This window comes from Parabacteroides sp. CH2-D42-20, from assembly GCF_003670185.1.
In the GTDB taxonomy this organism is placed as follows: domain Bacteria; phylum Bacteroidota; class Bacteroidia; order Bacteroidales; family Tannerellaceae; genus Parabacteroides; species Parabacteroides distasonis.
Map to the genome: position 1 here is coordinate 1 of NZ_RAYG01000013.1, position 24,240 is coordinate 24,240.

Consider the following 24,240-nt stretch of genomic DNA (forward strand, 5'->3'; position numbering starts at 1 on the left):
ACGATCCAAATTTATCGGGCATTATTTTGCAAGTTTTTTACGGCAACGGATATCGGGTACATTATAATATAGGATACCCTATTTAGAGTCTATATTCATCTAAAATAACTAAGTTCGCATCAAAATAGAGTTGGAAGAGAGTGTCGAATTTCGTTTTCGAGTTTGTTAGCCGAACCTTAAACCTATTTCTTCATCCCTCGTACGGGAAACTAATCTGAATGCCACACTAAATTAAAAAATTATGTCGAGACCAATCAAGAAAGGATTAAGTTATTTTCCACTGGACACCGATATGCTGTCCGATCGAAAAATACGTCGCTTATTTCAAAATTATGGATGCGAAGGTTTCTCCACCTACATGGCGATCCTGTGTGAAGCGTATGGCACCACGGGATATTACATCCGATACACGGACGATTTCTGTTTTGATATCGGATTTACGCTCAATCTGAAGGAAGAACAGATCCGTGAGATCATCGGATTTTGTGTTGAGATCCGATTATTTAATCAGGAACTATTCGCCCTGCAAGGAATCCTCACATCTTTCGGAATCCAATCCCGCTATCGGGAAATCAGCAAGCGGAGCATATCCCGTATCTCCCCCGAATGGGAAATCCGGGAAGAGACCGCCCCTACTTCTACGGTAGAAATATCGGTTCCTGTTACAGAAACCCCGGTTTTAGCGACAGAAACAGCCCCAAAAGGAAAAGGAAAAGGAAATAAAACAAACACGGTAACAAAAATTCAAGCTAGAAATGAACATTCGACCTCAAATGATAACGGAGAGGCAGGCCGCAGAGCCGAGTTACTCCAAATGGCAGCCAACGCCACAAGCGCTAGCCGACATGCGTAAACGATACGGAGACGCCCAAGGTTTCCTATCGATATTCACCCCCGATCTACAGATCGCCGCCGCCCGTCACCCGGAGCGGACCTATATGGGCACGGCCCCTACGCTGGCCACGATAGCCGTCGGCTACGGTGAACCGGTAGCTATCGTATGGATCTGCATCCAGCTGGAGAACGTAAACCTGTTCGCGGGGGTAAAAGAGAAAATGCCCGTCAGCCGCCAAAAAGAGCTGTCAGCCTTGATTCTCACAGAGTACCCATTTTTAAAAGCCTCCGAGATGCTCCTGTTCTTCCACCGGCTGAAATGCGGGCGGTACGGACGCTTCTACGGATCGGTGGATGCCTTGACCATCACGACCTCGCTCCTGCAATTCATGGACGAGCGACGGAAAGAGAGCGTCCGCTACCGGCAACCGGACACGGTAGCTCCCGCCACGACCACCCCCTCCTCGAGTGGTATCACGTATGAAGAGTATTTAAGATTAAAAGAACAAAAACAGCAACACCATGAACACGAATAGAATCTATGGCCATCAAGAGTTGGCCCTTTTATATTTCCCGAACGTACTCCCCTCCTCGGCCTCCACGCAATTGACCCGTTTCATCCGCCGGGACCCGGAGCTACTGTCTGCCCTCGAAGCCATCGGCTATCGTAAAGGCATCCGCCTTTACACGCCCTTGCAAGTGCGGACCATCGTCGATCATATGGGCGACCCCGAGAATTGGAATCTTTAATTTCCAAGCCTCAATTATCAATTTTCCATTATTAACGGCATAACGGTGATTTCTCCCGTAATCCAACTCTTTTTTTCGAGCGAATCACGGCCGTAAATGTTCTCAAAAAAACACGTACATGTTTTTCGAAAAACACGTACGACTTTTTCCGAAAACACGTACGTCTTTTTTTCGGGTACAAATCCCGACATTGACCGACACTGACCGACTGCCCTTTTTTCAGTCTCTTACCTTTGCGGAAAAAAGAAATGATGAATAAACTTGTATGTATCGGGCTAATTACCCTATCCGCATTGTCTTGCTCGGTTTCACGAGATAACAAGCAAAGGCTGTATAAACACGAGAAAGACTCCCTCTCGGCAATCCGTATCGACCATCTCTTTCGCCAAGCCAAAAGCGACAGCCGGAATCACCTATCGGCCACCCTGCGCCAAGTAACCTTCTCTTCCCCCGACAGTTCCGGGCGGCAATATCCGCTGTCCGTGACCACCGCCACCCTGCAAGAACAATCCCGGCGATCGGCAACGGACACCTCTTCCCTATCCAGCGCCCAACGATCCACGCAAACCAGTACCGCCACGCACGTATCGCAGGAGAGCAAGGAGCGAAAAAGACAGGCGACCCCTTGGTGGCTATGGCTAGCGCCGGGCCTTGCCCTCATCGTGATTCTCAAAAAAACGACCTCGACAAAATAAAAACTCATCCTATGAACCATAAAAGAAATAAGTATCAGAAAAGAATAAATATACAATTAACAGTAGCCGTGATGTTATGCCTAGCCGGCCTCTCGCTGCTGTTCATGGGATTCTGGTGTAGCCCCACGGGAGAGATCCATAATTCCGTATTAATCGGCTTCGGTGAGGTCTCCACTTTCGCCGGCGCCCTATTCGGGGTGGATTACAAATATAAGGAGAAAAGGAACTATTAAGAAATAAGAAAACGGTAGGTGATAGTATAAATTTTTTTATTACTTTTACCCCTTACATATAATGGACTTATGAGAAAAACCTTTGTTTACCTCTTAATACTAGGCTTAACCTATTTTATTTCTTGTGATAGGCCAAACCATCACCCTTCAATCTTCCAGAAGGTAGAGAGATTAATGCCCCAACATCCGGATAGCGCCTTGGCACAAAAACAGTGGGAACAAGCGGCTTTATTATCCAAACGCTATGAGTTATCGCATGATTCCATAGAAAAAGCACGTCTGGAACAAGAGCTGGAAACAGAAAAGAATAAATGTATAACCTTGAGCAAAAGAAAAGACGTTCTAACCTATGTCATGTAAAAAAATAGCGGAATAAACAATAAATAAAATAATAGGCAAATGAAAACATTCAGTTTTATAGGAGTAACCATCCTGTTTGTAGTGACAGGGTGTGGAGGCAGTCATTCATCGACCGATGAGTTTATTACCGTAGATGTAAATGAAAGTTATTCAACCAAAAAAGAACTGGTACTGCAAGACTTCATGGATGTGGAATACATTCCTCTGGAAACAAACGATGAGTTTATTAATCAGGGATATGTACAAGCGGTTGGTGAAAAATACATAATAGTGGCAAATTATAATAATGATGGGAATATATTCGTATATGACCGGAGCGGAAAGGCCATCCGTAAGATAAACCGTAAAGGACAAGGAGGGGAAGAATATATAAATTTTAGATGTGTTACGTTGGACGAAGAAAACAATGAAATATTTATAAATGATCACTATAAGAAAAGAATAAAGGTTTATGATTTAGAGGGAAATTTTAAACGCAGTTTGAAGCAGAAAACAGAAAGTGACTCTCAGTTCTATTGGGAAATATTCAATTATGACAAAGAAAATCTGATTTGTTACGATGAAATCAATGCTGAGATACCCTTCCTGCTCGTATCGAAGCAGGACGGGAGCATAACCAAGGAAATAAGACCTTCCTTTAAAGAGAAGAAGTACTTTTTTCAAGTCTTACGGATGGAAAATAGTACAAGAGCTGCCGGACCGGGATCTTACAGCAGAATCACTCCGTTTAATGGTAATTGGATTCTATTAGAACCCTCATCAGATACGATCTACACATTGATGCCCGATTGCAGTTTACGTCCGTTTATCGCACGAACGCCACCTATCCATACCATGGATCCGGAAGTGTTCTTGATTCCGAGGTTGATATCCAATCGCTATTATTTCATGGAAGGTATAAAAAACGTATATGATTTCAGGAAAGAAGAAGGATTCCCTAAAACCTACTTTGTGTATGATACCCAAGAAAAGGAGTTTTCTAGGTATATTATATACAATGGAGATTATACTTCTAAAAATGAATTCTATATGGTTATGCTGACCCCTATCAATGCCCAAGGTGAATCATGGGCTACCCTGAACGCTTTCGATCTTTGCCGGGACTATCAAAAGGGAAAGTTGAAAGGCAAACTAAAAGAAGTGGCCGCGACATTGGAAGAGGATGACAATCGGGTGGTAATGTTGGTGAAATCTAAAAAGTAAAAAAATATCAACAGTGATGGAAAACAATTCATCAGCTGGTGGTCATAGGGAATCACGCCAACACGAAGGATGCCGTCATCCGGATAAGGCATTGGAACGATCTGAGGTGAACATAGAGGGCTTTACTACCAACAAAAAGAGCCTCAATAAATGCTAGACAACACCTTTACGAAAATATCGGAGATATTATTTGCTTATATACAGGAAGAAGTATATATTTGTCGTGAGGACTCTGTAAACACAAATCATCATTCCATTTTCATGGAATGATTCAACTTGTGTAATATTCATTGTTTAAATAATAAAACGCATGAATAAAATCATATATTACGTATCGATCACGTTACTAACGGTTGTTTCCTCATGCGGAAATAAAGAGACAAATGTATCCAGAAAGTTGACCTTGGATAATTGCCCGGTCATAGCACAGGTTATTAATCTGCAAGGAGATCCGGTGACTAATTTAGACTTTTCTTCCGTAAAGGATACATTCAATTTACCATTAAGCTCCTTGCTATCTTCCTTTCAAGTTATTCGCCTAGAAAATTCGGAAGACGCACTGACCGCCGCAGGACAAGATACCCATATAGCCGTGAGTGACCATTATATTTTAGTGAAATCTTTTAGGGCAGGCTCTTCCTGTAAGCTCTATAACCGTAATGGGGATTTCATCAGAAAGATCTCCTCCCAAGGACAAGGGCCGGATGAATATAACTTATCTATTTATGATCAGTATTTAGATGAAAATAATAATAAAATCTATCTAATGGAGATTCGTGCCTCTAAGATATTAGTGTTTGACCTCGACGGGCAGCCACAAAAACACATTCCTCTGGCCTATATAACCCATAAAGGACGATTTGTTATCAATGACGAGAAAAAAACAGTAACCGTCATGTGCATACCTTTTCAGGGAACTCCCACCGCATTGATCTGGACACAGGATTTCGAAGGCAATATCATCCAAGAATATCCGGTCTCCGACCAATTCATGTTGATCCCAAGCACTTACGATTATGAGGTACGGGAGTGCTTGAATACCAACGCTTCCGACTTCTATCTTCATAATTGTATAGCCTCGCAAGACACACTTTATCATTATGACATAGACTCGAATACGCTACACCCTGTTTTTACGATGCATACGGGTCATGAGCCGATCTGCCATTATTTCACGGAGCTGCCCAATCACTTTCTAGTCACTTGGTATACGCAAACCTCTTGGAATAATGAGTTACCCCGTTTCCCGAAAATCCTAGTAGACAAACAAAGCCTTAAAGGTTGTTTCGTGAATTTGAAATGGAATATGCTAGGGAATATAGATGGGCCTACCAATCCGTCCTTCAATCGAGGTTATTTCACTGCGATCATGGAACCTTACGCATTAAAAGAGCAATTGGAAAAAGTTTTGATTTCCAATCAAAAACTATCTCCGGAGGTGTTGAGAAAAGTAAAAGAGTTGAATAATCGAATTACCGATGATGATAATTGTATCGTCTTTATAGGAAAATTGAAAACAAAATAAAAGAAACATGAAAGCCATAATCACAATCTCAGCGATATGCATACTTTTAACGGTAGGATGCAATCGAAACCCAGAGAATCCGGATAAGTTGCGAACCATACTTTTCGAGCGATGCATAGAGACAGAGCAAAAGATGAAAATCTCCGAGATAGCCGATACCATTGAGTATTTAGAGTTGAAGACTCCACATGATATCGTAATCTCCCGCATCTTAAACATTGTCTGCGGTGATAATTTCTGGTTGATTCACACAAGGCAAGGAATTTACAAATTTACGAGAACCGGTGAATTCGTTAAACAGATAGGCCGTCAAGGACAAGGACCCGACGAATATCTCTATATTCTAGGCATAGATATAAATCCTACTCGAAAAGAGATCATCCATGCGGATACGCAACAGATCTTATATTATGATTACGATGGAAATTTTCTTCGGAAGGAGAAAATTAATGATTACTTTTTTAATATAGTCTTTGTGGATTCTGTATTATGGACTTGTAATCTTTGTATGCATATAGATAAATATATGGCTTGCGCATTGAGTTTAGCGGGTGATACCGTTACTGTCATGCCCAATCCGAATTATGGGATAGAGAGTCTCAACGAGGGATTTTCTTTTGTCTCCTCCTCTGAATTGAGAGAATTCTCGAAATATAAAGAGAATGTTTATATGAAAACCCGCTCGTCAAGAGATACCGTATATCAGTTATCGGGAACAAAATGGAGACCTTATCTCTATCTAGATATGGGTAAATACCAGATGCCCATAGAGTACGAGGCTTGGTATTCCGAGGACGCATATAACAAAAATGCGATTAATTATTGGAATATACCAAGATTGGAGGAAGACGATCGTTACTTCTTTTTCACCGCAGTCAGGCAAAAGCAGACTCAACGGGGAGAGAATGAGAATGATTACAAATTCGTGATTTACGATAAAAAAGAGAGGGAGGGTTTTGTTGTGAAAAATGAGGACGGGATGAAAATCACCGACGATATTTTAGGTGGCCCCAATTTCTGGCCTCGTTGGAGTACTAACGACCTATACATTACGACCATGGAATGGTTCGACCTAGCGCAATGGATAAAGGATAAGAAACGCACCCTATCCCCTACCTTGCAAAAACAGTTCGAAAGTTGGGGAGAGGACACAAATCAACTGATCGTGTTGTGTAGAAAAAAGAGAACAAATATTTTGGCATTTGGGCAAAGAAGATAATCCCATCATAATATTAATGGAATAATTTTTGGTAGTACGAGCAAACTGTGTCAACTAAATATTTTTCATCCGTTGTCATATCCGGCTGAGCCAAATAGACATGAACCTATCATACACGATATACCCATCCGGTTGCCTCAATATAAACTCCTTATCTATTAAGATCCTTAAAGAAGTATTCACGCTACTCACCGCCTTCAAATCATACTTTTTGATGAAGGCGGCAGCATTGACCTCCCGGACGATCCCTTCCTTGGCGATCGCTTTCAATAGCTGGATTTGATTAAATGTCAACAATTGGAAATAAGTCTGGTAGGTATATTCTTCTTCCCGTAAGATCTCCATCATGAGAGAATCAAGAAGCTCCGGAGAAAGTGTTTTTTCCGGTAAAGCGAAGAGACGGTTCAAAAGATATTGCACATACCAAGTATGCCCATCTACCCATGTGTACACCTTATCAAATATTTCTTCCGGAAGCTCCTTCCCTTCCTTCTCGAAGAAAGAATGGGCAAAGGAAAAATACACCTCCTTGCTGATCTTGTCTAAAAATAATTTTTGGGTGGATTGATAGAAGGGGCGCTTGATTGAGAAGAATATATATTCCATCAAGTGCTTTTTACTCCCCGAAAAGATAAAATGAACATTCGGCAAAAATTGAATATAAGAACGCAATAGGCCTTCCACCCCTTTCTCCGGATATTCCATGATTTGCTGGAACTCGTCAATAGCCAGATAACATTCTCTTCCAGACTGCCGCAAGTAGTCGAAAATCTCCTTCAGCGTCTCCTCCTCTTTCGAAGGGACGATATCCAAGGATACAGACGGAATGCCCGATAACTCATCCATTGTTATCACGGGACGGCAACTCTTAAAAAAAGAAAGCAAGGTCTTCAGCGTAGATTGAGAGAGACTATCCAGCTTACCTAAGATCTCCCTTCCCAACAAAGCGACAAACTCACGCAAATTTTGAGTAGAGAAAATATCTAAGTAGAAGCACTTGGCATTCTTCTCCTTTTCTTGTAGCGTATAAAAAACATTCTTGATCAAACCGGTCTTTCCCATACGGCGAGGGCTTACCAACGTGATATTTCTCCCATTATGAAGAGCGGATAAAATCACTTCTGTCTCTTTCTCCCGATCACAAAAATATTCTGGACCTTGATAACCAACTATTAAAAAAGGATTATTCATATTCAGCATCTTATTTGCATTACGCAATTCACGTAACGCAAATTACGTAATAAAAAACCAGAATAACAAGTAAACCGACTACTACTTACATATCCCGACACTCACCGACACTCACCGACACTCGCCGATTCCCGTTTTTCAGAGGCTCTATCTTTGCATTGTCATTAGTAATTAACCTTTTAAAATTCAAAATTATGGCAGTGAAATTTAAAGTAGTAAAGCGTAAGGTATTGAACGGCGCAGAGAAAGACTCAGTAAAGAACTACGCGATCGCTAAAACGTCGGGGACTTCGGACCTCAACAAATTATGTAAACTGATTTGCTCTCGCTCCACGCTTTCGTCGGCGGACGTGAAAGCGGTGCTCGATTCATTAAACTGGGCGATGGATCTGGAACTTTCCTCCGGCAACGTGGTGCAATTGGGAGAATTTGGAAACTTCCGTATGTCTATTAACTCCGAAGGAACGAATACGCCCGAGGACTTCGACGCCACCAAGATAAAGGGGGCACGTATTATCTTTTTCCCGGGCTCGGCCCTGCGGACTACCCGCAATGAGGTGAATTTCGAGCCTCTGGAGGTTACGAAAAAGAGCGCAGGTTCTGATAGCGAAAGCCCGGACGAGATATGAGAAAAATTGACCTGATCGTGATTCATTGCTCGGCAACCCGTGAGAATACGGACTATAGCCCGAAGCAACTGGAGAGTGACCACAAGGCACGGGGATTCCTCCGTGCCGGTTACAACTTCTACATCCGTAAATCGGGAGAAGTGGTGAACCTGCGCCCGCTAGAGCAAATTCCGGCTCATGCGAGAGGACACAACAAACACAGCATCGGGATTTGCTACGAGGGTGGACTGGACATCACCGGACAGCCACGGGATACCCGCACACAGGCTCAAAAGACCTCGTTGTTACGTTTGATCCGGCATCTCTTAATCTGCTTTCCCGGCTCATGGGTCTGTGGGCACCGGGATCTCTCGGAGGACTTAAACGGAGACGGGACGATCTCGCCGGATGAATGGATCAAACAATGCCCCTCATTCAATGCGATCCCCGAATACAAAGAACTCGTGTATGAGCTACGAAAAAAATAAGTAAAAAATCTATGCTCCCACTAAGGGTTTTCAAATTTGGTTGCGACTATTAGTATAGAAACAACTTAAAATGGAGAATAGCATAGATCATATTATCACAAGGATATTAAGTGGCAACAGCTCCTCGGAAGATTTTCTTTCGCTGAGCGAATGGCTGAACGCAGACGAAAAGAACAAAAAAGAATTTCGGTTGCTAAAGAGTTATTGGGATGCGGAAGTCTCGTTCAGCCATTCCTTAATGCCTAATGTGTCCCTCGATAATTTGAGAAAGAAGATCGACGATCAAAGCAGGCAAAAGAGATTGAGGCTGATCCGTTTCATCGCTACTCCCATTGCGGCGGCAATCGCCTTTCTTGTTCTGTTTTTCGCTACGACGCACTTAAATACCCGGGAAGGGAAGGTTCAGCAATTCTATACCTATATAACCGATAAAAATAAATCTCATTTTACATTGGATGATGGTACGAAGATCATTTTGAACCGGAATAGTCGCTTTACCTACTCTGACGCATACGGTACGGATCAGCGAAAGGTTAATTTGGAAGGAGAAGCCTATTTCGAGGTGGCGAAAAATCCGGAAAGACCTTTCATCGTCGATATGGGAAATGCCTCCATACGGGTATTAGGAACGACCTTTAGTGTAAAAGCCGATAAAGGGAAGGATCAGATCACAGCCGTCCTGCTGGAAGGGTCTATCCGTTTCGAAAGCCCGACACAACAAGTCTTACTCGCTCCCGACCAGCAACTTACATTCATCCGTTCAACGAACAAGATTGATATCCAATCCGTCAACGCAAAAGAAAATCTGGCATGGAAAGACGGCTTGCTAAAGTATAAATCAATAGCGCTTTGTACCTTGCTGAATGAGCTTGAGAAAAGATACGAGATCCCGATCCATATAGAAAACAAGAGATTGCTGGACCCGAATGTCACTGTATCCGGAACATTCAGCGAGGATCAATCTTTAAAGGAGATTTTACAAGTAATATCTCGCAGTTTGCCGATCAAATGGTCACAAAGAGATGGAACTTACTATATTCAATAAAATAAAAATATCAACACATCTTAAAAAAACAAGCAATGCCTATGAGATAACACGGATCATATCTTTCAAAAAAACAAAACCGGCTGCAAAAATACAGCCGGCCCCATTAAAAAGAATTAATTCCTGCTTCTGCTACTCCACGACCAAATTTTGTGGCAGACGCATATTATCAACCTTTTATCAGTACAAAAATATGGAAAATGTTTCGTATTATAGGTCTTTTAGGTCCAAAGACTTAAAAAAAATGCTCTCGGTCCTAAAAATGTCCTTTATTTTACTTTTCTTGACACTGTTCCAAGCGGTAGCGACTAATTCCTATTCACAATCTGTAACGATTTCCGTGAAGACGGATCAGGCCCCGCTAACCGATCTATTCGCTATTATAGAAAAACAAAGCGATTTCTTATTCTTCTATGTGGATTCTGACGTAAAGAACGTAAAAGTGAGCGTGAACGCAACCGATAAGTCCATAGAAAATATCTTATCGCAAGCACTACGCAACACGAGTTTGAAATATTCGATCGAAGGACGGAATATCAATGTATTTAATAAAAACATTGTCGCCCAGCAAACTAAAAAACGTATTACCGGTGTCGTTAAAGATGCGGAAGGAAACGCTATTATCGGCGCTAACGTTGTCGAGAAAGGCACGACCAACGGTACGATTACGGATCTGGACGGTAAATACATGATGGAAGTATCCTCAAACGCGACCCTTGAGTTTTCCTATATCGGTTACATGACACAGTTGCAACCGGTAGGCGGAAAAAACGAGATCAATGTAAACCTGAAAGAGGACACTCAAAAACTGGACGAGGTAGTCGTAGTAGGTTACGGTACGCAGACAAAACGTGAGATTACCGGCTCTATCACCAATGTGACCGCTGAGGATTTCAACCAAGGTCTGACTCGTAACGCAGCGGATTTGTTACAAGGTAAGGTGGCCGGTTTAACGATCAATACGGGTTCCGGCGACGTAACGGGCAACTCGACGATTCAATTAAGAGGTATGTCAACCTTGCAAAAGGACCAAGGTCCGTTGGTTGTTATCGATAATGTACCGGGCATGGACATGTCTACGGTTAATCCGCAGGATATCGAATCTATCTCTATCTTGAAAGACGCGTCTTCAGCCGCTATCTATGGTTCCCGTTCAGCGGGTGGTGTTATCCTTATCACTACGAAGAAAGGTTACGCCAGCAAACCGACCATCGCTTATAATGGAGCGTTCGGTGTATCTACCTTGGCCAACAAGCCGAATCTGCTGACGGCGGACCAATGGCGTAGCTATACTTCCTCTACCCCGGGTAAGGATGGTAAGGATTTTGACATGGGAGCGAACACGGATTGGTTCGACGAGATCACGAGAATCGGTTTCCAACAGGATCATGCCGTGTCTTTATCAGGAGGTGGTTCACACCATAACTATAGAGGTTCCCTTTCTTATATGCAACGTGAAGGTATCGCACGCGATAACTCCATGAACCGTTACAACGCCCGTTTCCAATTCTCCCAACGTGCGCTGGAGGATCGTTTGAAAGTAAGCATCACCGGCGTGGCTACCGTTACGGATAACGCACCGACAAATACGACAAACTTCTTGCTTGCCTACAATATGATTCCCGTACGTCCGGTTAAGCTAGAGGATGGATCTTGGTTCGACACACGTGAATACGACCAAGGAAACCCGGTACGTAACCAGAAAGAGAATACACATAAGAACCGCATCAATAATTTCTATGGAACCGCTGATGTCGGTTATACGATTATCGATGGCTTAGAGGCTAAAGTTCTTTTAGCTAAAAGCCGGAACACGGAAGATGAGAGTAAATACAGTAGCATCGAGTCTCAAGCCGGCTACAACGATGGCGGTAAGGCTGAACGTTGGTCGAGATTGCGTGATAAGGATTTGATGGAATGGACCGCCAATTACTCGGCAGAGTTCAATAAGCATAAGATCAATGCCTTGATCGGTTATTCTTGGGAAGAGGAGAACTATGAGGAGACTCACGTACAGACCCGTGGTTTCGTCACTGATTTATTAGGCGCTAACAATTTGGCCGCAGGACAAAACCTGAACCCCGGAGACGCGGAGTCTGAGAAATGGCAAAGTCGCCTGATCTCTTTATACGCAAGAGCCAATTATAGCTTCAATGAGAAATATATGTTGACAGCTACCGTACGCCGGGATGGTTCTTCCAAATTTGGAACGAATAACAAATGGGGTACCTTCCCTTCCGTTTCCGTGGGTTGGAATATCACCCAAGAATCATTTATGCAAAAAGTAAACTGGCTTAACGACTTAAAGTTAAGTGTCGGTTATGGTATCACTGGTAATCAAACAGGATTGGACCCCTACAAAACCCTCGAGCTTTACGGCACAGATGGTGTATATTATGATACCGGTTCTTGGTTGCCTTCTTATAAGATCAGCCAGAACGCCAATCCGGACCTAAAATGGGAACAAACAGCGATGTTGAACATCGGACTTGATTTCTCCGTATTGGATAGCCGCCTAGGAGGTCGTATCGAATGGTATAACAAAAAGACCTCTGACATGCTTTATACCTATCCGGTACCAACCCCTCCTTATTTATATAATAAGATCATGGCAAACGTAGGTGATATGCGTAATACGGGTATCGAGCTGAGTTTGAACGCAGACGCTATCCGCACAAAGGATTTCGACTGGAACATTTCCTTGAACTTGGCTCACAATGAAAATGAGGTAACTCGTTTATCCAACGATGTATTCACGATGGATAAGATCTTATTAGGTGACGTATTCATCCGGGGTGGAAGCTCCAGTGGTACGCACGTATTGGAAGAAGGACGCCCTATCGGACAATTCTACGGTTTGGTTTGTAACGGTATTGACGAGAACGGTAGATATATCTTGGTAGATAAAGACGGCGACGGCGAGATTTCCGATCCGGCGGATTACGACTACATCGGTTCCGCACAGCCGAAATTGACTTACGGTATCACCAACTCTTTCCGTTACAAGAATTTTGACTTATCATTTTTCTTGCGTGGAACGATCGGTAATGATATATTGAACGCGACCCGCATGGCATACGCTCAATCCGGATTCCTGCCGGGAACGAATGCGCTGGACGATCCATTGACCTATACGTTAAGCGAAACTCCTAGATTCTCCAACTATTATTTAGAGAAAGGATCTTTTATGCGTCTCGACAACTTGACTTTAGGTTATAAGATCAAAGCTTTGAACGGTATCCGTGTTTATTTCACGGCACAAAACCTATTCGTTATCACGAAATATAAAGGTCTTGATCCCGAAGTCCCTATGGATTCAGGAGACGGTTTAACCCCGGGTGTAGAACCTCGTGAATTTTATCCGAAGGCACGCACATTCTCTGTTGGATTAAACTTGAATTTCTAATACATAAACAGTAACGATCATGAAAAGATTATTCAAAAATATAATATGTGCCGTACTCGCTCCGGTAGCGCTTGTCTCTTGCATGGATTTGGACGAGAACGTATACGACAAACTTCCTACCGACGAATTCGGGACAACGGAAAAGCAGATCAACGCAATCATGGCTCCGGCATATCAATCTTTGAAAAATATGCTAGCCTACGACGGTCCTTGGGGGGCGGCCGATATGACAGCCGATATCTTGATGGCACCGACACGTGTAGGTGGTGACTGGTGGGACGGTGGACAGTATATGGAACAATGTATGCATAGCTGGAAACCGAACTCTTACTCTGTAGAAAATTGCTGGGATTATTGTACGGGAGGCCTAACTACGGTTAACTCCGTATATAATATTATAGAGAAAAGCGAAGCCATGAGCGATGAGCTTAAGCTTCAATACTTGTCCGAGTTAAGAGGATTACGCGCTTTCTGGTATTATGTAATCGTAGATATCTTCGGTAACGCTCCACTAGTGACAGATTTTGAGGATACCTCCTTGCCCTCCAGCACAAGCCGTGCGGACATTTATAAATATGTGGTTAAGGAATTAACCGAGATCATCCCGAACTTGCGCTCCGATGTATCAGATGCCAGCTACGGTAAGTTTACACAAGGTGCTGCCCGCATGGTATTGGCGAAGATGTACCTCAACGCCGAGGAATGGATCGGTGAACCGAACTGGAAAGGTGTTGTGGAGCAGTGCGACGAGATCATGAAACTCGAATATATCATCGAACCGAATTGGAAAACCAATTTCGAGGTTCATAACGAGGTATCACGAGAGATCATTCTCCCGATCTGCTACAAGGCATCCGATGAGTGGGGCAACTCCATCCATCTTTGGACATTACATTATCTGGATCCCGATGTATTAGGTTTCACCGGCGGTATGTGGAACGGTATCAACGCCCAACCGGATTTTGTTCGTACATTTGATACGGAAGATCCTCGTTACGAAGGTTCGTTCTTGATCGGCCCGATGATCGACCCTAGCACGGGAGAGATTTTGAAAACGACCCTAGGACATGACTTGATCCATACGATCGACTTAAATGTAGTACCGGGAACAGAGAAAACCGATGCGGACGGTAACTTAACCCCGTGGGGCGAAGTTCACCAAGAAGACGGCGCACGTATCAATAAGTGGGTATATGAGAAAGGCATGCAAAATACCAATATGGAGAACGATATCGCTATTTTCCGTCTGGCTGATGTATACCTAATGAAAGCGGAAGCCTTGGTTCGCATGGGCGGGGATCTCGGTGAAGCTACTCGTCTGGTAAACGCTATCCGGGAAAGGGCTTATGGTAATTCCGATCATAATTACACGAGCGTGACATTAGATGATATTTATAACGAGCGTGGTTATGAGTTGGCATTCGAATTTGTCCGCCGCCAAGATATGATCCGCTTCGGGACTTATCTGAAACCGAGATATATGAAGCCGAAACAGACTCCGGAATATCGTAAGATCTTCCCGATCCCGTTCAAGGCTTGGCAGAAGAATAATAATTTGGTTCAGAACCCGGGATATCCGGCATTCTAATCATATCAGTCTGTTTTTAATCTCAATTCTTTAGACCCCAATTCAATTATTAATCATAATATGAACAAATTTATGAAAGAGGTAAATAAACAATCCAGTCCGACTGGAATCTCTAGAAGGGAATTCCTTGGGATGGCAGCCACAGGCGCTGCCGCCCTTACGATCCTGCCCAGCTTTACCGTAGCGGGATTAGGACATGTAGCTCCCAGCGATAAGCTTTATATCGCAAAAATAGGCTGCGGCGGTATGGGAGCCGCCGATTTGGGTAGCTTAATGAATACGCCGCATAAGAACGCGGCGATCACCTGTCTGTGCGACGTGGATGACCGTCAATCTGTCGACGCTCGCAAGACCTATCCAAAAGCTAAGTATTTTAACGACTTCCGTGAGATGTACGAGAAGGAAGGTAAGAACTTCGATGCCGTATGTATCTCCACCCCGGATCATAACCATGCGATCCAAGCTTTCGGCGCTATGCGGATGGGTAAGCACGTATATCTGCAAAAACCGATCGCGCACGATATTTACGAGGCACGTATCCTTACCGAGGCTGCCAAGAAATATAAGGTCGTGACCCAGATGGGTGACCAAGGTAACTCTTGCGACGGTATGCGTACCCTTCGTGAATGGCTCGAGGCAGATCTGTTGGGTGACATCCAGAAAGTATATTGCTGGACCAACCGCCCCGTATGGCCGCAAGGTATTCCTTGGTCGAACCAGAAACCGCCTGTTCCTAAAGGCTTGAATTGGGATTTATGGTTAGGAACAGCGGAGTATGTAGACTATGTGGATAATTTGGTTCCGTTCAACTGGCGTGGTTGGTGGCGTTTCGGTACAGGCGCTCTTGGAGATATGGGTTGCCACATCATCGGCCCTCCATTCAAATTGCTTCAATTAGGTTATCCGACCGAGGTTTCTTGCAGCACGACCAATGTTTACTCCGGTATCTTCGAAGAAGCCTATTATCCTGAAAGTTGCCCGGTAGCCAGCTCGATCCGTTATAAATTCAAGAAGAAAGACGGAAGCGACTTGAGTCTGTATTGGATGGACGGCGGTATCATGCCGGAACGTTTCGAGGAGATCGACCCAGATGCCGATATGACCTGCACGATGGGAGACTTGGATATGATGGACGTGGAAGGCGCAACCGTATTCGTAGGTACGAAAGGTATGGCTTCTTGTGGCTGGGGTGGTTCCGATCCAAGATTCTGGCCGAAGGGGGTAAAAGCGAACAAGAAACCTTTATTCGACAAAGACGTGAACATTCCTCATAAATATAAACGTATCGAAGGGGGCACGAATGGCCACTATTGGGCATGGGTCGACTCTTGTATCGCAGGGTACGACAAGGCGGACGTAGAATCTCCGTTCGAAGGATACGCCGGTCCGTTGACGGAGACCGTATTGATGGGTAACTTGATCTTACGGAGCCATAATATCCGGGAACAAGTGAAACATAACGACTCGATCTACGGAGAGCGTGAAGGCTTCATCTATCCGGGAAGAAACAAGACTTTCCTATGGGATGGAGCGAATATGCGTATCACCAATTTCGAGCAGGCGAACCAATTCATCAAGCGGAAATACCGCAATGGATGGGAAGACCTGAAGTTATAAAAGCTAACAGGAATCTAACGGGAACCTAACAGGAACCTAACAAATTCCTAATAATTATCTAACAAGTTTCTAACAAACAACAAACATTCATAATAGCGATGAAAAAGATTTATAGCAGTATTATGGCCGTAGCCTTATTCGCATCGGCCTTGTCATGTACCTCCGGCGGTAATACCAACGATGCCGGAACGCAAACCGCCCAAACCCAAGCCCTCGATAGCGACGGTATCCCTACGGGAGGCGAGTGGATCACCATGTTCGACGGCAAGACCTTGAACGGATGGCGCGGCTATTGCCGTCAGGATGTACCCCAAGGTTGGGTGGTTGAAGACGGATCGATCACCTATAAAGGTAGCGACAATAAGGCAGACACGGGCTTCGGCGACTTGATCTACGACAAGAAGTTCAAAAATTTCGTTTTCGAGATCGAATGGAAGATCGACAAGGCCGGTAATAGCGGTATCTTCTATACAGCGCAAGAAATTGAGGGTACACCTATTTATTACTCCAGCCCAGAATATCAGTTACTCGACAACGAGAATATGCCGGACGCATGGGAAGGTTGCGACGGTAACCGTCAGGCCGGTGCCGTATATGACATGATTATGCCGGATCCACAACCCGTAAAACCGTACGGAAACTGGAACAAGACGAGAATCGTTGTCTATAACCAACGCGTGATCCATTACATGAACGACGTGAAAGTGCTGGAATTCCAGTTCGGTACACCGGTATGGCGCGCGTTAGTGGATCATAGTAAGTTCAGCAAGTTCAGCACGAGTCCGGAGAAATGCCCGGAAGCTTACGACTTGATGCTACAATGCGGAAAACAACCGGGTTACATCGGTATGCAAGACCACGGTTATGGTGTTTGCTTCCGCAATATCCGAATCAAAGAGCTCTAAAATCGTATGAGAATAGAGATTTGTCAATCTTATGAGGCATTAAGCCTTAAGGCAAAAGAGATTGTTACCTCAGAGTTAGGGCAGCACAAGGCACTTACGCTTTGTGCCGCCACTGGGGGCTCTCCTACCCGGATGTATGAGTTGCTGGTAGAGGAAGCCGGTCGCCAACCGGAATTATTCTCCCAATTCACGGTACTAAAGCTTGATGAATGGGGAGGAATCCCGATGGACCACCCGGGTACGTGCGAGTCGTATCTACGGAACTATTTCGTAGGTCCGCTTCAAATCCCGGAAGACCGGTATATAGCGTTCCAAAGCGATCCGGAGAACCCTGAGGCGGAATGTGAGCGGATCCAACAGATACTGGATCAAAAAGGCCCTATCGACATTTGTATATTAGGAATAGGGATGAACGGCCATATCGCCTTGAACGAGCCGGCTCCTTCCTTACATACGAATTGCCATGTGGCTCATCTGTCCCAGAAATCATTGCAACATCCCATGATCGCCGGGGATACGGAGAAACCGGGATACGGACTGACATTGGGCATGGCGAATATCTTTCAGTCACGCCTGATTATCCTTCTTATCAACGGGATAAAGAAAAGGGAGATTACTCAAGCTTTCCTTGAACAGAAGATCTCGACGGAGTTGCCGGCCTCCTTATTGTGGCTGCACCCGAACGTGATTTGCCTGATCGACAGGGAAGCGGCGCATAGTTCTAATTAAGCTTTTACAATTATCATGAAATACGCTATCGCATTAGACATTGGAGGAACAAGCATAAAATATACTCTTGTGAACCAGAATGGCGACATTCTTTACGAATCGTCGGAAACCACACAATCAAAAGAGAATCCACGCCCATTATCCGATACCATAAAAAGTATCGTACGGAAAATGACAGACTACGCCCGTTCCCGGGATTGGGGGATTTACGGAATTGGCATAGGTGTACCTTCCGTAGTAGATAATGGGGTGGTTCTCTTTGCCAATAATCTTCCTGAACTAGATAACCAACAATTGGATCTTGCGTTAGCGGAATTTAATCTACCGGTATTCATCGACAACGACGCAAACCTTATGGGGTTGGGCGAGGTGATATATGGGGCGGCTAAAGGTCTCTCCGATATCGTTTTCTTGACGGTGGGTACCGGCATAGGGGGTGCCTTGTTCTTGAACGGCCGGCTTTATGGCGGCTACCGGAATCGGGGCACCGAACTTGGGCACTTAATTATTCATGGTCTGAATGGGAATCAATGTACTTGCGGAGCGTCCGGTTGCCTAGAGGCACACGCTTCCGTAAGTGCGTTGATCGCCTTATACCGGCAATTATTGGAGAAGAACGGACGGGAGATACCTTCCCGTATCGATGGAAAATATATAGTAGAGCGCTATAAAGCTCAGGAGAAAGAGGCCGTACTCGCTATGGAGGATCATTTCCGGAATCTGTCCCTAGGCGTAGCGAGCCTTATCAACATTTTCGCTCCGCAAAAGGTGATTATCGGCGGAGGCATTTCGGAATCCGGAGATTTCTACATTGACAATATACGGGAGCAGGTCGGGAAATACGTGATGAAGGAAACCTCGTACTTCACGACTATCGAGCTTGCCCGATTAGGAAATAAGGCCGGATGCCTCGGGGCGGCGGCATTGGTGTTTAATCATTGAATCTATCTATCATGAATAAGAATAATTGGATCGTACTCCTCATCTTGTGTATTTGGTTTGTCATTTCTTTTGTTACCAATATATTAGGCCCTATGCTACCGATGATTATCGATAGTTTTGGGCTGAGCCTGACATTGGCCGCATTCTTACCGTTCTCATTTTTCTTGGCATATGGCATCATGTCGATCCCGGCAGGAATGATCATCGAGCGTTTCGGGGGAAAGATTTCCTTATTGATCGCTTTCAGTCTGGCATTTTTGGGTGCGGGGCTTTTCGTCATGTTCCCGACCTACCCTATCGTATTAACTTCCCTTTTCGCTATCGGTCTGGGCATGGCGATGCTACAGGTGATCATATTGCCTTTGATGCGTGAGGCGGGTGGAGAGAAAAAATATGCCTTTAATCAGGTATTGGCCCAGATCGTATTCGGGGCCGCTTCTTTCATGAGCCCGTTCGTCTTGGCCGGACTTATGCGGAAATTAACCGGTGAGGATTCGGCAAACGACTTCTTCATCCGTTTCCTCAAAGGGATAACGCCGGAGAGCTTACCTTGGAGCTCGCTCTATTTTATCTTTACGATTGTTTTTGTCATCATGTTAGTGGTTATCTCTTATGTCAAATTCCCGAAAGTAGAATTAAAGGAAGATGAGAAGGCGGGAACGGTACAGAATTATAAGGAATTGCTCAGGCAAAAACAAGTTATATTCTATTTCTTAGGGATTATCGCTTATGTGGGAACCGAGCAAGGATTGGCGAATTGGATGAGCCTTTTCTTGAATATGTATCATGGGGTCAGCCCGGAAGGAGCCGGGGCTACCACGGTTGCTTGGTTCTGGGGATTGATGTCCATCGGCTGCTTGTTGGGATTGGTGATCGTTAAGTTAATCGACTCAAAGCTGATGTTACGTATCTTCTCGATGATAGCGATCCTTAATTTAGCGATAGCGCTCTTCGGTCCTACGCAAGTAGCGATTATCGCTTTCGCTTGTTGCGGCTTCTCGATCTCGATCATGTTTTCGGTGATATTCGCCTTAGCCCTTAACTCCGTGGATAAGCATCATGGGGCTTTTTCCGGTATCCTGTGTACGGGTATTTTCGGTGGGGCATTGATTCCGTTTATCATTGGGGGACTTGGAGATCTGATCGGGTTGCGCTATTCCATGTTTTTCCTATTTATCACGCTGGGCTATATCTTGAGTATTTCCTATTGGGCAAAACCATTGGTCAAGAATGAGACCGTCAGCCTTAAAGAATTGTTGAAGCAGTTAAACCGTACAAAATAAATATGTATATCTTTGGCCTATAAAATTATCATCCATGAAAAAAGAATCAATCTACCTCATTCTGGCATTTTTTATACTTTGCGCTCACTCTTTATACGCAAATAAAAGCGTACGGTTGTCTTCTCCAAACGGAAAGATCAAGTTCTCCTTGGTTTTGGATAAGAATAGCCCGGTATACAGCGTAGCGTTTAATAAACAAACCCTGATCCAAGACTCTCCGCTAACGTTGACTTTCGATAATGGGGCGTTCGGGGAAAATGTAAAGATCAACAAACCCGTGTTCAGCACGAAGGAAGAGACCTACGAATTGATCGTCGGTAAGGCGAAACATATACATAGCCTTTCCAAAGAGGTAATCATCCCGCTAGAGGAAACCGTTCAACCTTTCCGCAAGATTAATCTGGTCGTAAGGGCTTTCGATGACGGTATCGCCTTCCGCTATGAGTTTCCGAAGCAAAAAGGATGGGATTCGTATATCATGTATGACGAGGGAACCACCTTCAACCTACAAAGTAACCCGAACGTAACCACTTTATTCCTCCCCAACTACCAAAGTTCCCACGAAGGTAAATATACGGTCACGGATTATGCCGACATGGATAATAAACGATTGATGGATATGCCCGCCCTGTTCTCTTTCCCGAACCATGTTTATATGGCGATTACCGAGGCGGCGGTTCGTAATTACGCCGGTATGTACCTATGGAAAGAAAACGGGGCTCTTCTCGGGAAACTATCACCTAAACTGGGACAAGAACGTATCAAGGTAGAGGCATCCCTACCCCATCAATCTCCTTGGCGGGTCTTGATGATCAGCGATCAAATCGGTTCCTTGATAGCGTCCAATATCCTTACGAATCTCAATGAGCCTTGTAAGATAGAGGATACGTCTTGGATTAAGCCGGGTAAGACTACTTTTACGTGGTGGAACGGGAATGTCGTTCCAGATACGACTTTCCTTGGCGGAAACAATTTCCCCACGAATAAATATTACATTGATTTCGTAGCCCGTAACGGATTGGATTATCACTCGATCTACGGGAACGCCGAGCAAGCTTGGTATGACGAGGATGGAGCCGGATTCGGTTCTCCGGGTCCGAAAGCGGACATCTTGAAAGTCGTTCCGAGCCTCAATATGCAGGAGATTTGCGATTACGCCAAGAGCCAAGGCGTACGTATCCATTTATGGACCAACTGGAAACCTCTGTACGCGAAGATAGACGAGGCTTTCGCCCAATTCGAGAAATGGGGAATCGCCGGTATGATGATCGATTTCATGGATCGAGATGATCAAGAGATGATCCGTATCCAAGAAGAGTTCTTGGCGAAGGCGGCCAAGCATCATCTATTCGTGCAATTCCACGGAGCTTGCAAGCCGTCTGGATTGAACCGTACCTATCCCAACGAGTTCACCCGCGAGGGTACGCTTAATTACGAGCATTGCAAATGGGACAAGGATACCGATGCGGATCATGACATCCATATGCCTTTTACCCGTTTATTAGCGGGAGCGACAGATTATCATTTAGGTGGTTTCCGCTCTTTGCCAAGGGATAAGTTCAAGAACCAAGAACGTAACCCTTATGTAATGAGTACCCGTTGCCATATGTTAGCGATGTACGTGGTATTAGAGAGCTATCTCGGCATGATTTGCGATACGCCGGAGGCTTACGAGGGACAACCGGGATTCGAGTTCCTGAAAGCCGTGCCTACGACTTGGGACCAAACAGTCGTTCCGAACGCTTCCGTCAATGAATACGTAACGATCGCCCGCAAAAAGGGAGAGGATTGGTTTGTCGGTACGATCAATAACAGCCAAGCACGCAGTATCGATGTAGACCTCAAGTTCTTGGATAAGGACAAGAAATATAAGATAACGATCTATAAAGATGCTGAAGATACGAATATAGACTCGAACAAACTCGTAAAAGAGGTTAAGGAGATCACCTACAGGGATAAAATCACCCTTCCGCTGGCCTCCGACGGAGGATCGGTCTTTCATATTCAACCCATCTGACACAATCCACCCACTGCAACCCGGGTTGCAGTGGTACTGCAAGGCTGATGCAGTAATACTGCAACGCCCATACAGTAACGCTGCAACGCCCGTGCAGTAACAAGACACAAAGCTTTCGGATAAAAGCAAGTATTGGAGGAACCGGAACAATTGATTACTTTTGTCCTCAAAAGTATATAAATGAGTTACAATTGGAATACACGGACGGAACTTTTGTTCGGAGCCGAGCGTATGGAGCGCTTATCCCGTAGCCATGTATTGGTAGTTGGGTTAGGAGGTGTGGGAGCTTATGCCGCCGAGCAGATTTGCCGGGCCGGAGTAGGAAAGATGACAATCATAGACGCCGATACGGTAAACGAGAGTAATATCAACCGCCAATTGCCCGCCCTTCATTCCACCCTAGGGATGCCGAAAGCCGAGGTCGTAGCCAAGCGTTTGCTCGATATCAATCCCCAGTTGCAACTAACCGTCCTGAATGAATTCCTGCGAGACGAGCGGACGGAGGAGGTACTCCTATCGGCCCCTCTCGATTTCGTGGTAGATGCCATCGATTCCCTAAGTCCCAAGGTATACCTGATGTACCAAGCATATATCCATAAGATCCCCATCGTGTCCTCCATGGGGGCGGGCGCTAAGGTAGACCCGTCCTTGGTACGGATTGCGGATATCTCCAAGACAATCAATTGCGCCCTTGCGAAAGCGGTGCGGAAACGGTTGCGTCCTCTAGGCGTAAGCAAGGGAATTCCCGTCGTATTTTCCACCGAGTTCGCTGATCCGGACGCCGTGATCGAAATTGAAAACGAAACATGTAAACGTACGACCACGGGAACGGTCTCTTATATGCCGGCAACGTTCGGTTGTTTCCTTGCCTCGCACGTTCTAAGAAACTTGATATGATACAAACCGAAGGAATAACGAAAAGTTTCGGAGCCTTACAAGTATTGAAAGGCATCGACCTCACGATAAACAAGGGCGAGGTTGTCGCTATCGTAGGCCCTAGCGGGGCGGGTAAGACAACCTTGTTGCAAATCATCGGCACGCTCGACGCACCGGATAGCGGGCGGCTGGTTATCAATGGCACGGAGACAAGACGATTGGGCGATAAGGAATTGGCGGCTTTCCGCAACCGGAATATCGGCTTCGTCTTCCAGTTCCATCAATTATTGCCGGAGTTCACGGCCTTGGAGAACGTGATGATCCCGGCACTGATCGCCAAGGAGAAATCGGCCGTGGCCGAGAAGCGAGCGAAAGAGATGCTGGACTTCCTGAAACTCTCCGATCGCATGGCACACAAGCCTGCCGAGCTATCCGGCGGAGAGAAGCAACGGGTAGCGGTAGCCCGTGCGCTTATCAACAATCCGGCGGTTATCCTAGCCGACGAACCTTCCGGAAGTCTCGATACCAAGAACAAGGAAGAATTGCACGCCCTCTTTTTCGAGTTAAGAGACCAGATGAACCAGACGTTCGTCATCGTGACGCATGACGAACAACTGGCTACAAACACGGATCGGGTGATCCATATCAAGGATGGAGTGGTAGAAACGAACTAACAACAAGGGGGTGCGGTTCACTTAGAACTGCACCCCCTTGTCTATTATAACG

Annotated in this window: 24 protein-coding genes; 23 read left to right on the forward strand and 1 reads right to left on the reverse strand. The window is 45.0% G+C overall.

What is annotated here, in order from left to right; all coding sequences use genetic code 11:
* Positions 1-241 precede the first annotated feature (241 nt).
* The 10 genes from D7V92_RS09745 (at position 242) to D7V92_RS09785 (ending at position 6,819) form a co-directional block, all read left to right on the forward strand.
* The gene (locus D7V92_RS09745) at positions 242-853 is read left to right on the forward strand and encodes a DUF4373 domain-containing protein (RefSeq protein ID WP_121772785.1); all 612 of its coding nucleotides are present in this window, start codon (positions 242-244) and stop codon (positions 851-853) included.
* Positions 756-1,370, forward strand: a complete 615-nt coding sequence (locus D7V92_RS09750) for a DUF6633 family protein (RefSeq protein ID WP_121772786.1) — start codon at positions 756-758, stop codon at positions 1,368-1,370. The genes D7V92_RS09745 and D7V92_RS09750 overlap by 98 nt, the downstream gene beginning before the upstream one ends.
* Complete coding sequence (locus D7V92_RS09755; RefSeq protein WP_005863971.1) at positions 1,357-1,584, forward strand: DUF4248 domain-containing protein; 228 nt, start codon at positions 1,357-1,359, stop codon at positions 1,582-1,584. The genes D7V92_RS09750 and D7V92_RS09755 overlap by 14 nt, the downstream gene beginning before the upstream one ends.
* A gap of 248 nt (positions 1,585-1,832) precedes the next feature.
* The gene (locus tag D7V92_RS09760) at positions 1,833-2,279 is read left to right on the forward strand and encodes a hypothetical protein (protein ID WP_227713785.1); all 447 of its coding nucleotides are present in this window, start codon (positions 1,833-1,835) and stop codon (positions 2,277-2,279) included.
* A gap of 11 nt (positions 2,280-2,290) precedes the next feature.
* On the forward strand, positions 2,291-2,512 hold the full coding sequence (locus tag D7V92_RS09765; protein ID WP_005863967.1) for a hypothetical protein: 222 nt from the start codon (positions 2,291-2,293) through the stop codon (positions 2,510-2,512).
* A gap of 69 nt (positions 2,513-2,581) precedes the next feature.
* Positions 2,582-2,872, forward strand: a complete 291-nt coding sequence (locus D7V92_RS21980) for a hypothetical protein (RefSeq protein ID WP_005863966.1) — start codon at positions 2,582-2,584, stop codon at positions 2,870-2,872.
* 39 nt (positions 2,873-2,911) lie between these two features.
* Positions 2,912-4,075 carry a 6-bladed beta-propeller gene (locus D7V92_RS09775; protein WP_121772787.1) on the forward strand — a complete coding sequence of 388 codons (1,164 nt, stop codon included), beginning with the start codon at positions 2,912-2,914 and terminating at the stop codon, positions 4,073-4,075.
* A gap of 16 nt (positions 4,076-4,091) precedes the next feature.
* The gene (locus D7V92_RS22065) at positions 4,092-4,232 is read left to right on the forward strand and encodes a hypothetical protein (protein ID WP_005863964.1); all 141 of its coding nucleotides are present in this window, start codon (positions 4,092-4,094) and stop codon (positions 4,230-4,232) included.
* 153 nt (positions 4,233-4,385) lie between these two features.
* Positions 4,386-5,600 (forward strand): 6-bladed beta-propeller, encoded by a 1,215-nt coding sequence (locus tag D7V92_RS09780; RefSeq protein ID WP_121772788.1) that lies wholly within the window; start codon positions 4,386-4,388, stop codon positions 5,598-5,600.
* A gap of 7 nt (positions 5,601-5,607) precedes the next feature.
* On the forward strand, positions 5,608-6,819 hold the full coding sequence (locus D7V92_RS09785; protein ID WP_008773300.1) for a 6-bladed beta-propeller: 1,212 nt from the start codon (positions 5,608-5,610) through the stop codon (positions 6,817-6,819).
* Between the two features lie 75 nt (positions 6,820-6,894).
* On the opposite strand, the gene D7V92_RS09790 is transcribed toward D7V92_RS09785, so the two are convergent.
* Positions 6,895-8,010: an ATP-binding protein gene (locus D7V92_RS09790; protein WP_005863959.1), complete on the reverse strand. Its 1,116-nt coding sequence runs from the start codon at positions 8,008-8,010 to the stop codon at positions 6,895-6,897.
* 194 nt (positions 8,011-8,204) lie between these two features.
* Between D7V92_RS09790 and D7V92_RS09795 the strand changes: the two genes are divergently transcribed.
* From D7V92_RS09795 to D7V92_RS09855, 13 genes are all read left to right on the forward strand, one after another.
* On the forward strand, positions 8,205-8,639 hold the full coding sequence (locus D7V92_RS09795; RefSeq protein WP_005863956.1) for an HU family DNA-binding protein: 435 nt from the start codon (positions 8,205-8,207) through the stop codon (positions 8,637-8,639).
* The gene (locus D7V92_RS09800; RefSeq protein WP_008773299.1) at positions 8,636-9,106 is read left to right on the forward strand and encodes an N-acetylmuramoyl-L-alanine amidase; all 471 of its coding nucleotides are present in this window, start codon (positions 8,636-8,638) and stop codon (positions 9,104-9,106) included. The genes D7V92_RS09795 and D7V92_RS09800 overlap by 4 nt, the downstream gene beginning before the upstream one ends.
* A 70-nt stretch (positions 9,107-9,176) precedes the next feature.
* Positions 9,177-10,151, forward strand: coding sequence for a FecR family protein (locus D7V92_RS09805; RefSeq protein WP_005863952.1), 975 nt, complete (start codon positions 9,177-9,179; stop codon positions 10,149-10,151).
* A gap of 262 nt (positions 10,152-10,413) precedes the next feature.
* Positions 10,414-13,557: a SusC/RagA family TonB-linked outer membrane protein gene (locus D7V92_RS09810; RefSeq protein WP_008773298.1), complete on the forward strand. Its 3,144-nt coding sequence runs from the start codon at positions 10,414-10,416 to the stop codon at positions 13,555-13,557.
* 19 nt (positions 13,558-13,576) lie between these two features.
* The gene (locus D7V92_RS09815; RefSeq protein ID WP_005863947.1) at positions 13,577-15,145 is read left to right on the forward strand and encodes a RagB/SusD family nutrient uptake outer membrane protein; all 1,569 of its coding nucleotides are present in this window, start codon (positions 13,577-13,579) and stop codon (positions 15,143-15,145) included.
* 72 nt (positions 15,146-15,217) lie between these two features.
* Positions 15,218-16,762, forward strand: a complete 1,545-nt coding sequence (locus tag D7V92_RS09820) for a Gfo/Idh/MocA family protein (RefSeq protein ID WP_034531815.1) — start codon at positions 15,218-15,220, stop codon at positions 16,760-16,762.
* 98 nt (positions 16,763-16,860) lie between these two features.
* Positions 16,861-17,667: a DUF1080 domain-containing protein gene (locus D7V92_RS09825; RefSeq protein WP_005863943.1), complete on the forward strand. Its 807-nt coding sequence runs from the start codon at positions 16,861-16,863 to the stop codon at positions 17,665-17,667.
* 6 nt (positions 17,668-17,673) lie between these two features.
* Positions 17,674-18,396 (forward strand): galactosamine-6-phosphate isomerase, encoded by a 723-nt coding sequence (locus D7V92_RS09830; RefSeq protein WP_008773295.1) that lies wholly within the window; start codon positions 17,674-17,676, stop codon positions 18,394-18,396.
* Between the two features lie 15 nt (positions 18,397-18,411).
* Positions 18,412-19,338: an ROK family protein gene (locus D7V92_RS09835; RefSeq protein ID WP_005863941.1), complete on the forward strand. Its 927-nt coding sequence runs from the start codon at positions 18,412-18,414 to the stop codon at positions 19,336-19,338.
* Between the two features lie 11 nt (positions 19,339-19,349).
* Positions 19,350-20,621: an MFS transporter gene (locus D7V92_RS09840; protein ID WP_008773293.1), complete on the forward strand. Its 1,272-nt coding sequence runs from the start codon at positions 19,350-19,352 to the stop codon at positions 20,619-20,621.
* Positions 20,622-20,655: 34 nt separating this feature from the next.
* Positions 20,656-22,638 carry a glycoside hydrolase family 97 protein gene (locus D7V92_RS09845; RefSeq protein ID WP_121772789.1) on the forward strand — a complete coding sequence of 661 codons (1,983 nt, stop codon included), beginning with the start codon at positions 20,656-20,658 and terminating at the stop codon, positions 22,636-22,638.
* A 180-nt stretch (positions 22,639-22,818) separates the two neighbouring features.
* Positions 22,819-23,535 carry a ThiF family adenylyltransferase gene (locus tag D7V92_RS09850; RefSeq protein ID WP_121736572.1) on the forward strand — a complete coding sequence of 239 codons (717 nt, stop codon included), beginning with the start codon at positions 22,819-22,821 and terminating at the stop codon, positions 23,533-23,535.
* Entirely contained in the window at positions 23,532-24,188 is a 657-nt protein-coding gene (locus tag D7V92_RS09855) for an ABC transporter ATP-binding protein (protein ID WP_005860615.1), read from the forward strand. Before D7V92_RS09850 ends, D7V92_RS09855 begins: the two co-directional genes overlap by 4 nt.
* The last annotated feature ends 52 nt before the right edge of the window (positions 24,189-24,240 follow it).

Bases quoted from the DNA above. Each gene is read 5' to 3' on its own strand.
- D7V92_RS09745 (WP_121772785.1), top strand. From the start codon at position 242: ATGTCGAGACCAATCAAGAAAGGATTAAGTTATTTTCCACTGGACACC.
- D7V92_RS09750 (WP_121772786.1), top strand. From the start codon at position 756: ATGAACATTCGACCTCAAATGATAACGGAGAGGCAGGCCGCAGAGCCG.
- D7V92_RS09755 (WP_005863971.1), top strand. From the start codon at position 1,357: ATGAACACGAATAGAATCTATGGCCATCAAGAGTTGGCCCTTTTATAT.
- D7V92_RS09760 (WP_227713785.1), top strand. From the start codon at position 1,833: ATGATGAATAAACTTGTATGTATCGGGCTAATTACCCTATCCGCATTG.
- D7V92_RS09765 (WP_005863967.1), top strand. From the start codon at position 2,291: ATGAACCATAAAAGAAATAAGTATCAGAAAAGAATAAATATACAATTA.
- D7V92_RS21980 (WP_005863966.1), top strand. From the start codon at position 2,582: ATGAGAAAAACCTTTGTTTACCTCTTAATACTAGGCTTAACCTATTTT.
- D7V92_RS09775 (WP_121772787.1), top strand. From the start codon at position 2,912: ATGAAAACATTCAGTTTTATAGGAGTAACCATCCTGTTTGTAGTGACA.
- D7V92_RS22065 (WP_005863964.1), top strand. From the start codon at position 4,092: ATGGAAAACAATTCATCAGCTGGTGGTCATAGGGAATCACGCCAACAC.
- D7V92_RS09780 (WP_121772788.1), top strand. From the start codon at position 4,386: ATGAATAAAATCATATATTACGTATCGATCACGTTACTAACGGTTGTT.
- D7V92_RS09785 (WP_008773300.1), top strand. From the start codon at position 5,608: ATGAAAGCCATAATCACAATCTCAGCGATATGCATACTTTTAACGGTA.
- D7V92_RS09790 (WP_005863959.1), bottom strand. From the start codon at position 8,010: ATGAATAATCCTTTTTTAATAGTTGGTTATCAAGGTCCAGAATATTTT.
- D7V92_RS09795 (WP_005863956.1), top strand. From the start codon at position 8,205: ATGGCAGTGAAATTTAAAGTAGTAAAGCGTAAGGTATTGAACGGCGCA.
- D7V92_RS09800 (WP_008773299.1), top strand. From the start codon at position 8,636: ATGAGAAAAATTGACCTGATCGTGATTCATTGCTCGGCAACCCGTGAG.
- D7V92_RS09805 (WP_005863952.1), top strand. From the start codon at position 9,177: ATGGAGAATAGCATAGATCATATTATCACAAGGATATTAAGTGGCAAC.
- D7V92_RS09810 (WP_008773298.1), top strand. From the start codon at position 10,414: ATGTCCTTTATTTTACTTTTCTTGACACTGTTCCAAGCGGTAGCGACT.
- D7V92_RS09815 (WP_005863947.1), top strand. From the start codon at position 13,577: ATGAAAAGATTATTCAAAAATATAATATGTGCCGTACTCGCTCCGGTA.
- D7V92_RS09820 (WP_034531815.1), top strand. From the start codon at position 15,218: ATGAAAGAGGTAAATAAACAATCCAGTCCGACTGGAATCTCTAGAAGG.
- D7V92_RS09825 (WP_005863943.1), top strand. From the start codon at position 16,861: ATGAAAAAGATTTATAGCAGTATTATGGCCGTAGCCTTATTCGCATCG.
- D7V92_RS09830 (WP_008773295.1), top strand. From the start codon at position 17,674: ATGAGAATAGAGATTTGTCAATCTTATGAGGCATTAAGCCTTAAGGCA.
- D7V92_RS09835 (WP_005863941.1), top strand. From the start codon at position 18,412: ATGAAATACGCTATCGCATTAGACATTGGAGGAACAAGCATAAAATAT.
- D7V92_RS09840 (WP_008773293.1), top strand. From the start codon at position 19,350: ATGAATAAGAATAATTGGATCGTACTCCTCATCTTGTGTATTTGGTTT.
- D7V92_RS09845 (WP_121772789.1), top strand. From the start codon at position 20,656: ATGAAAAAAGAATCAATCTACCTCATTCTGGCATTTTTTATACTTTGC.
- D7V92_RS09850 (WP_121736572.1), top strand. From the start codon at position 22,819: ATGAGTTACAATTGGAATACACGGACGGAACTTTTGTTCGGAGCCGAG.
- D7V92_RS09855 (WP_005860615.1), top strand. From the start codon at position 23,532: ATGATACAAACCGAAGGAATAACGAAAAGTTTCGGAGCCTTACAAGTA.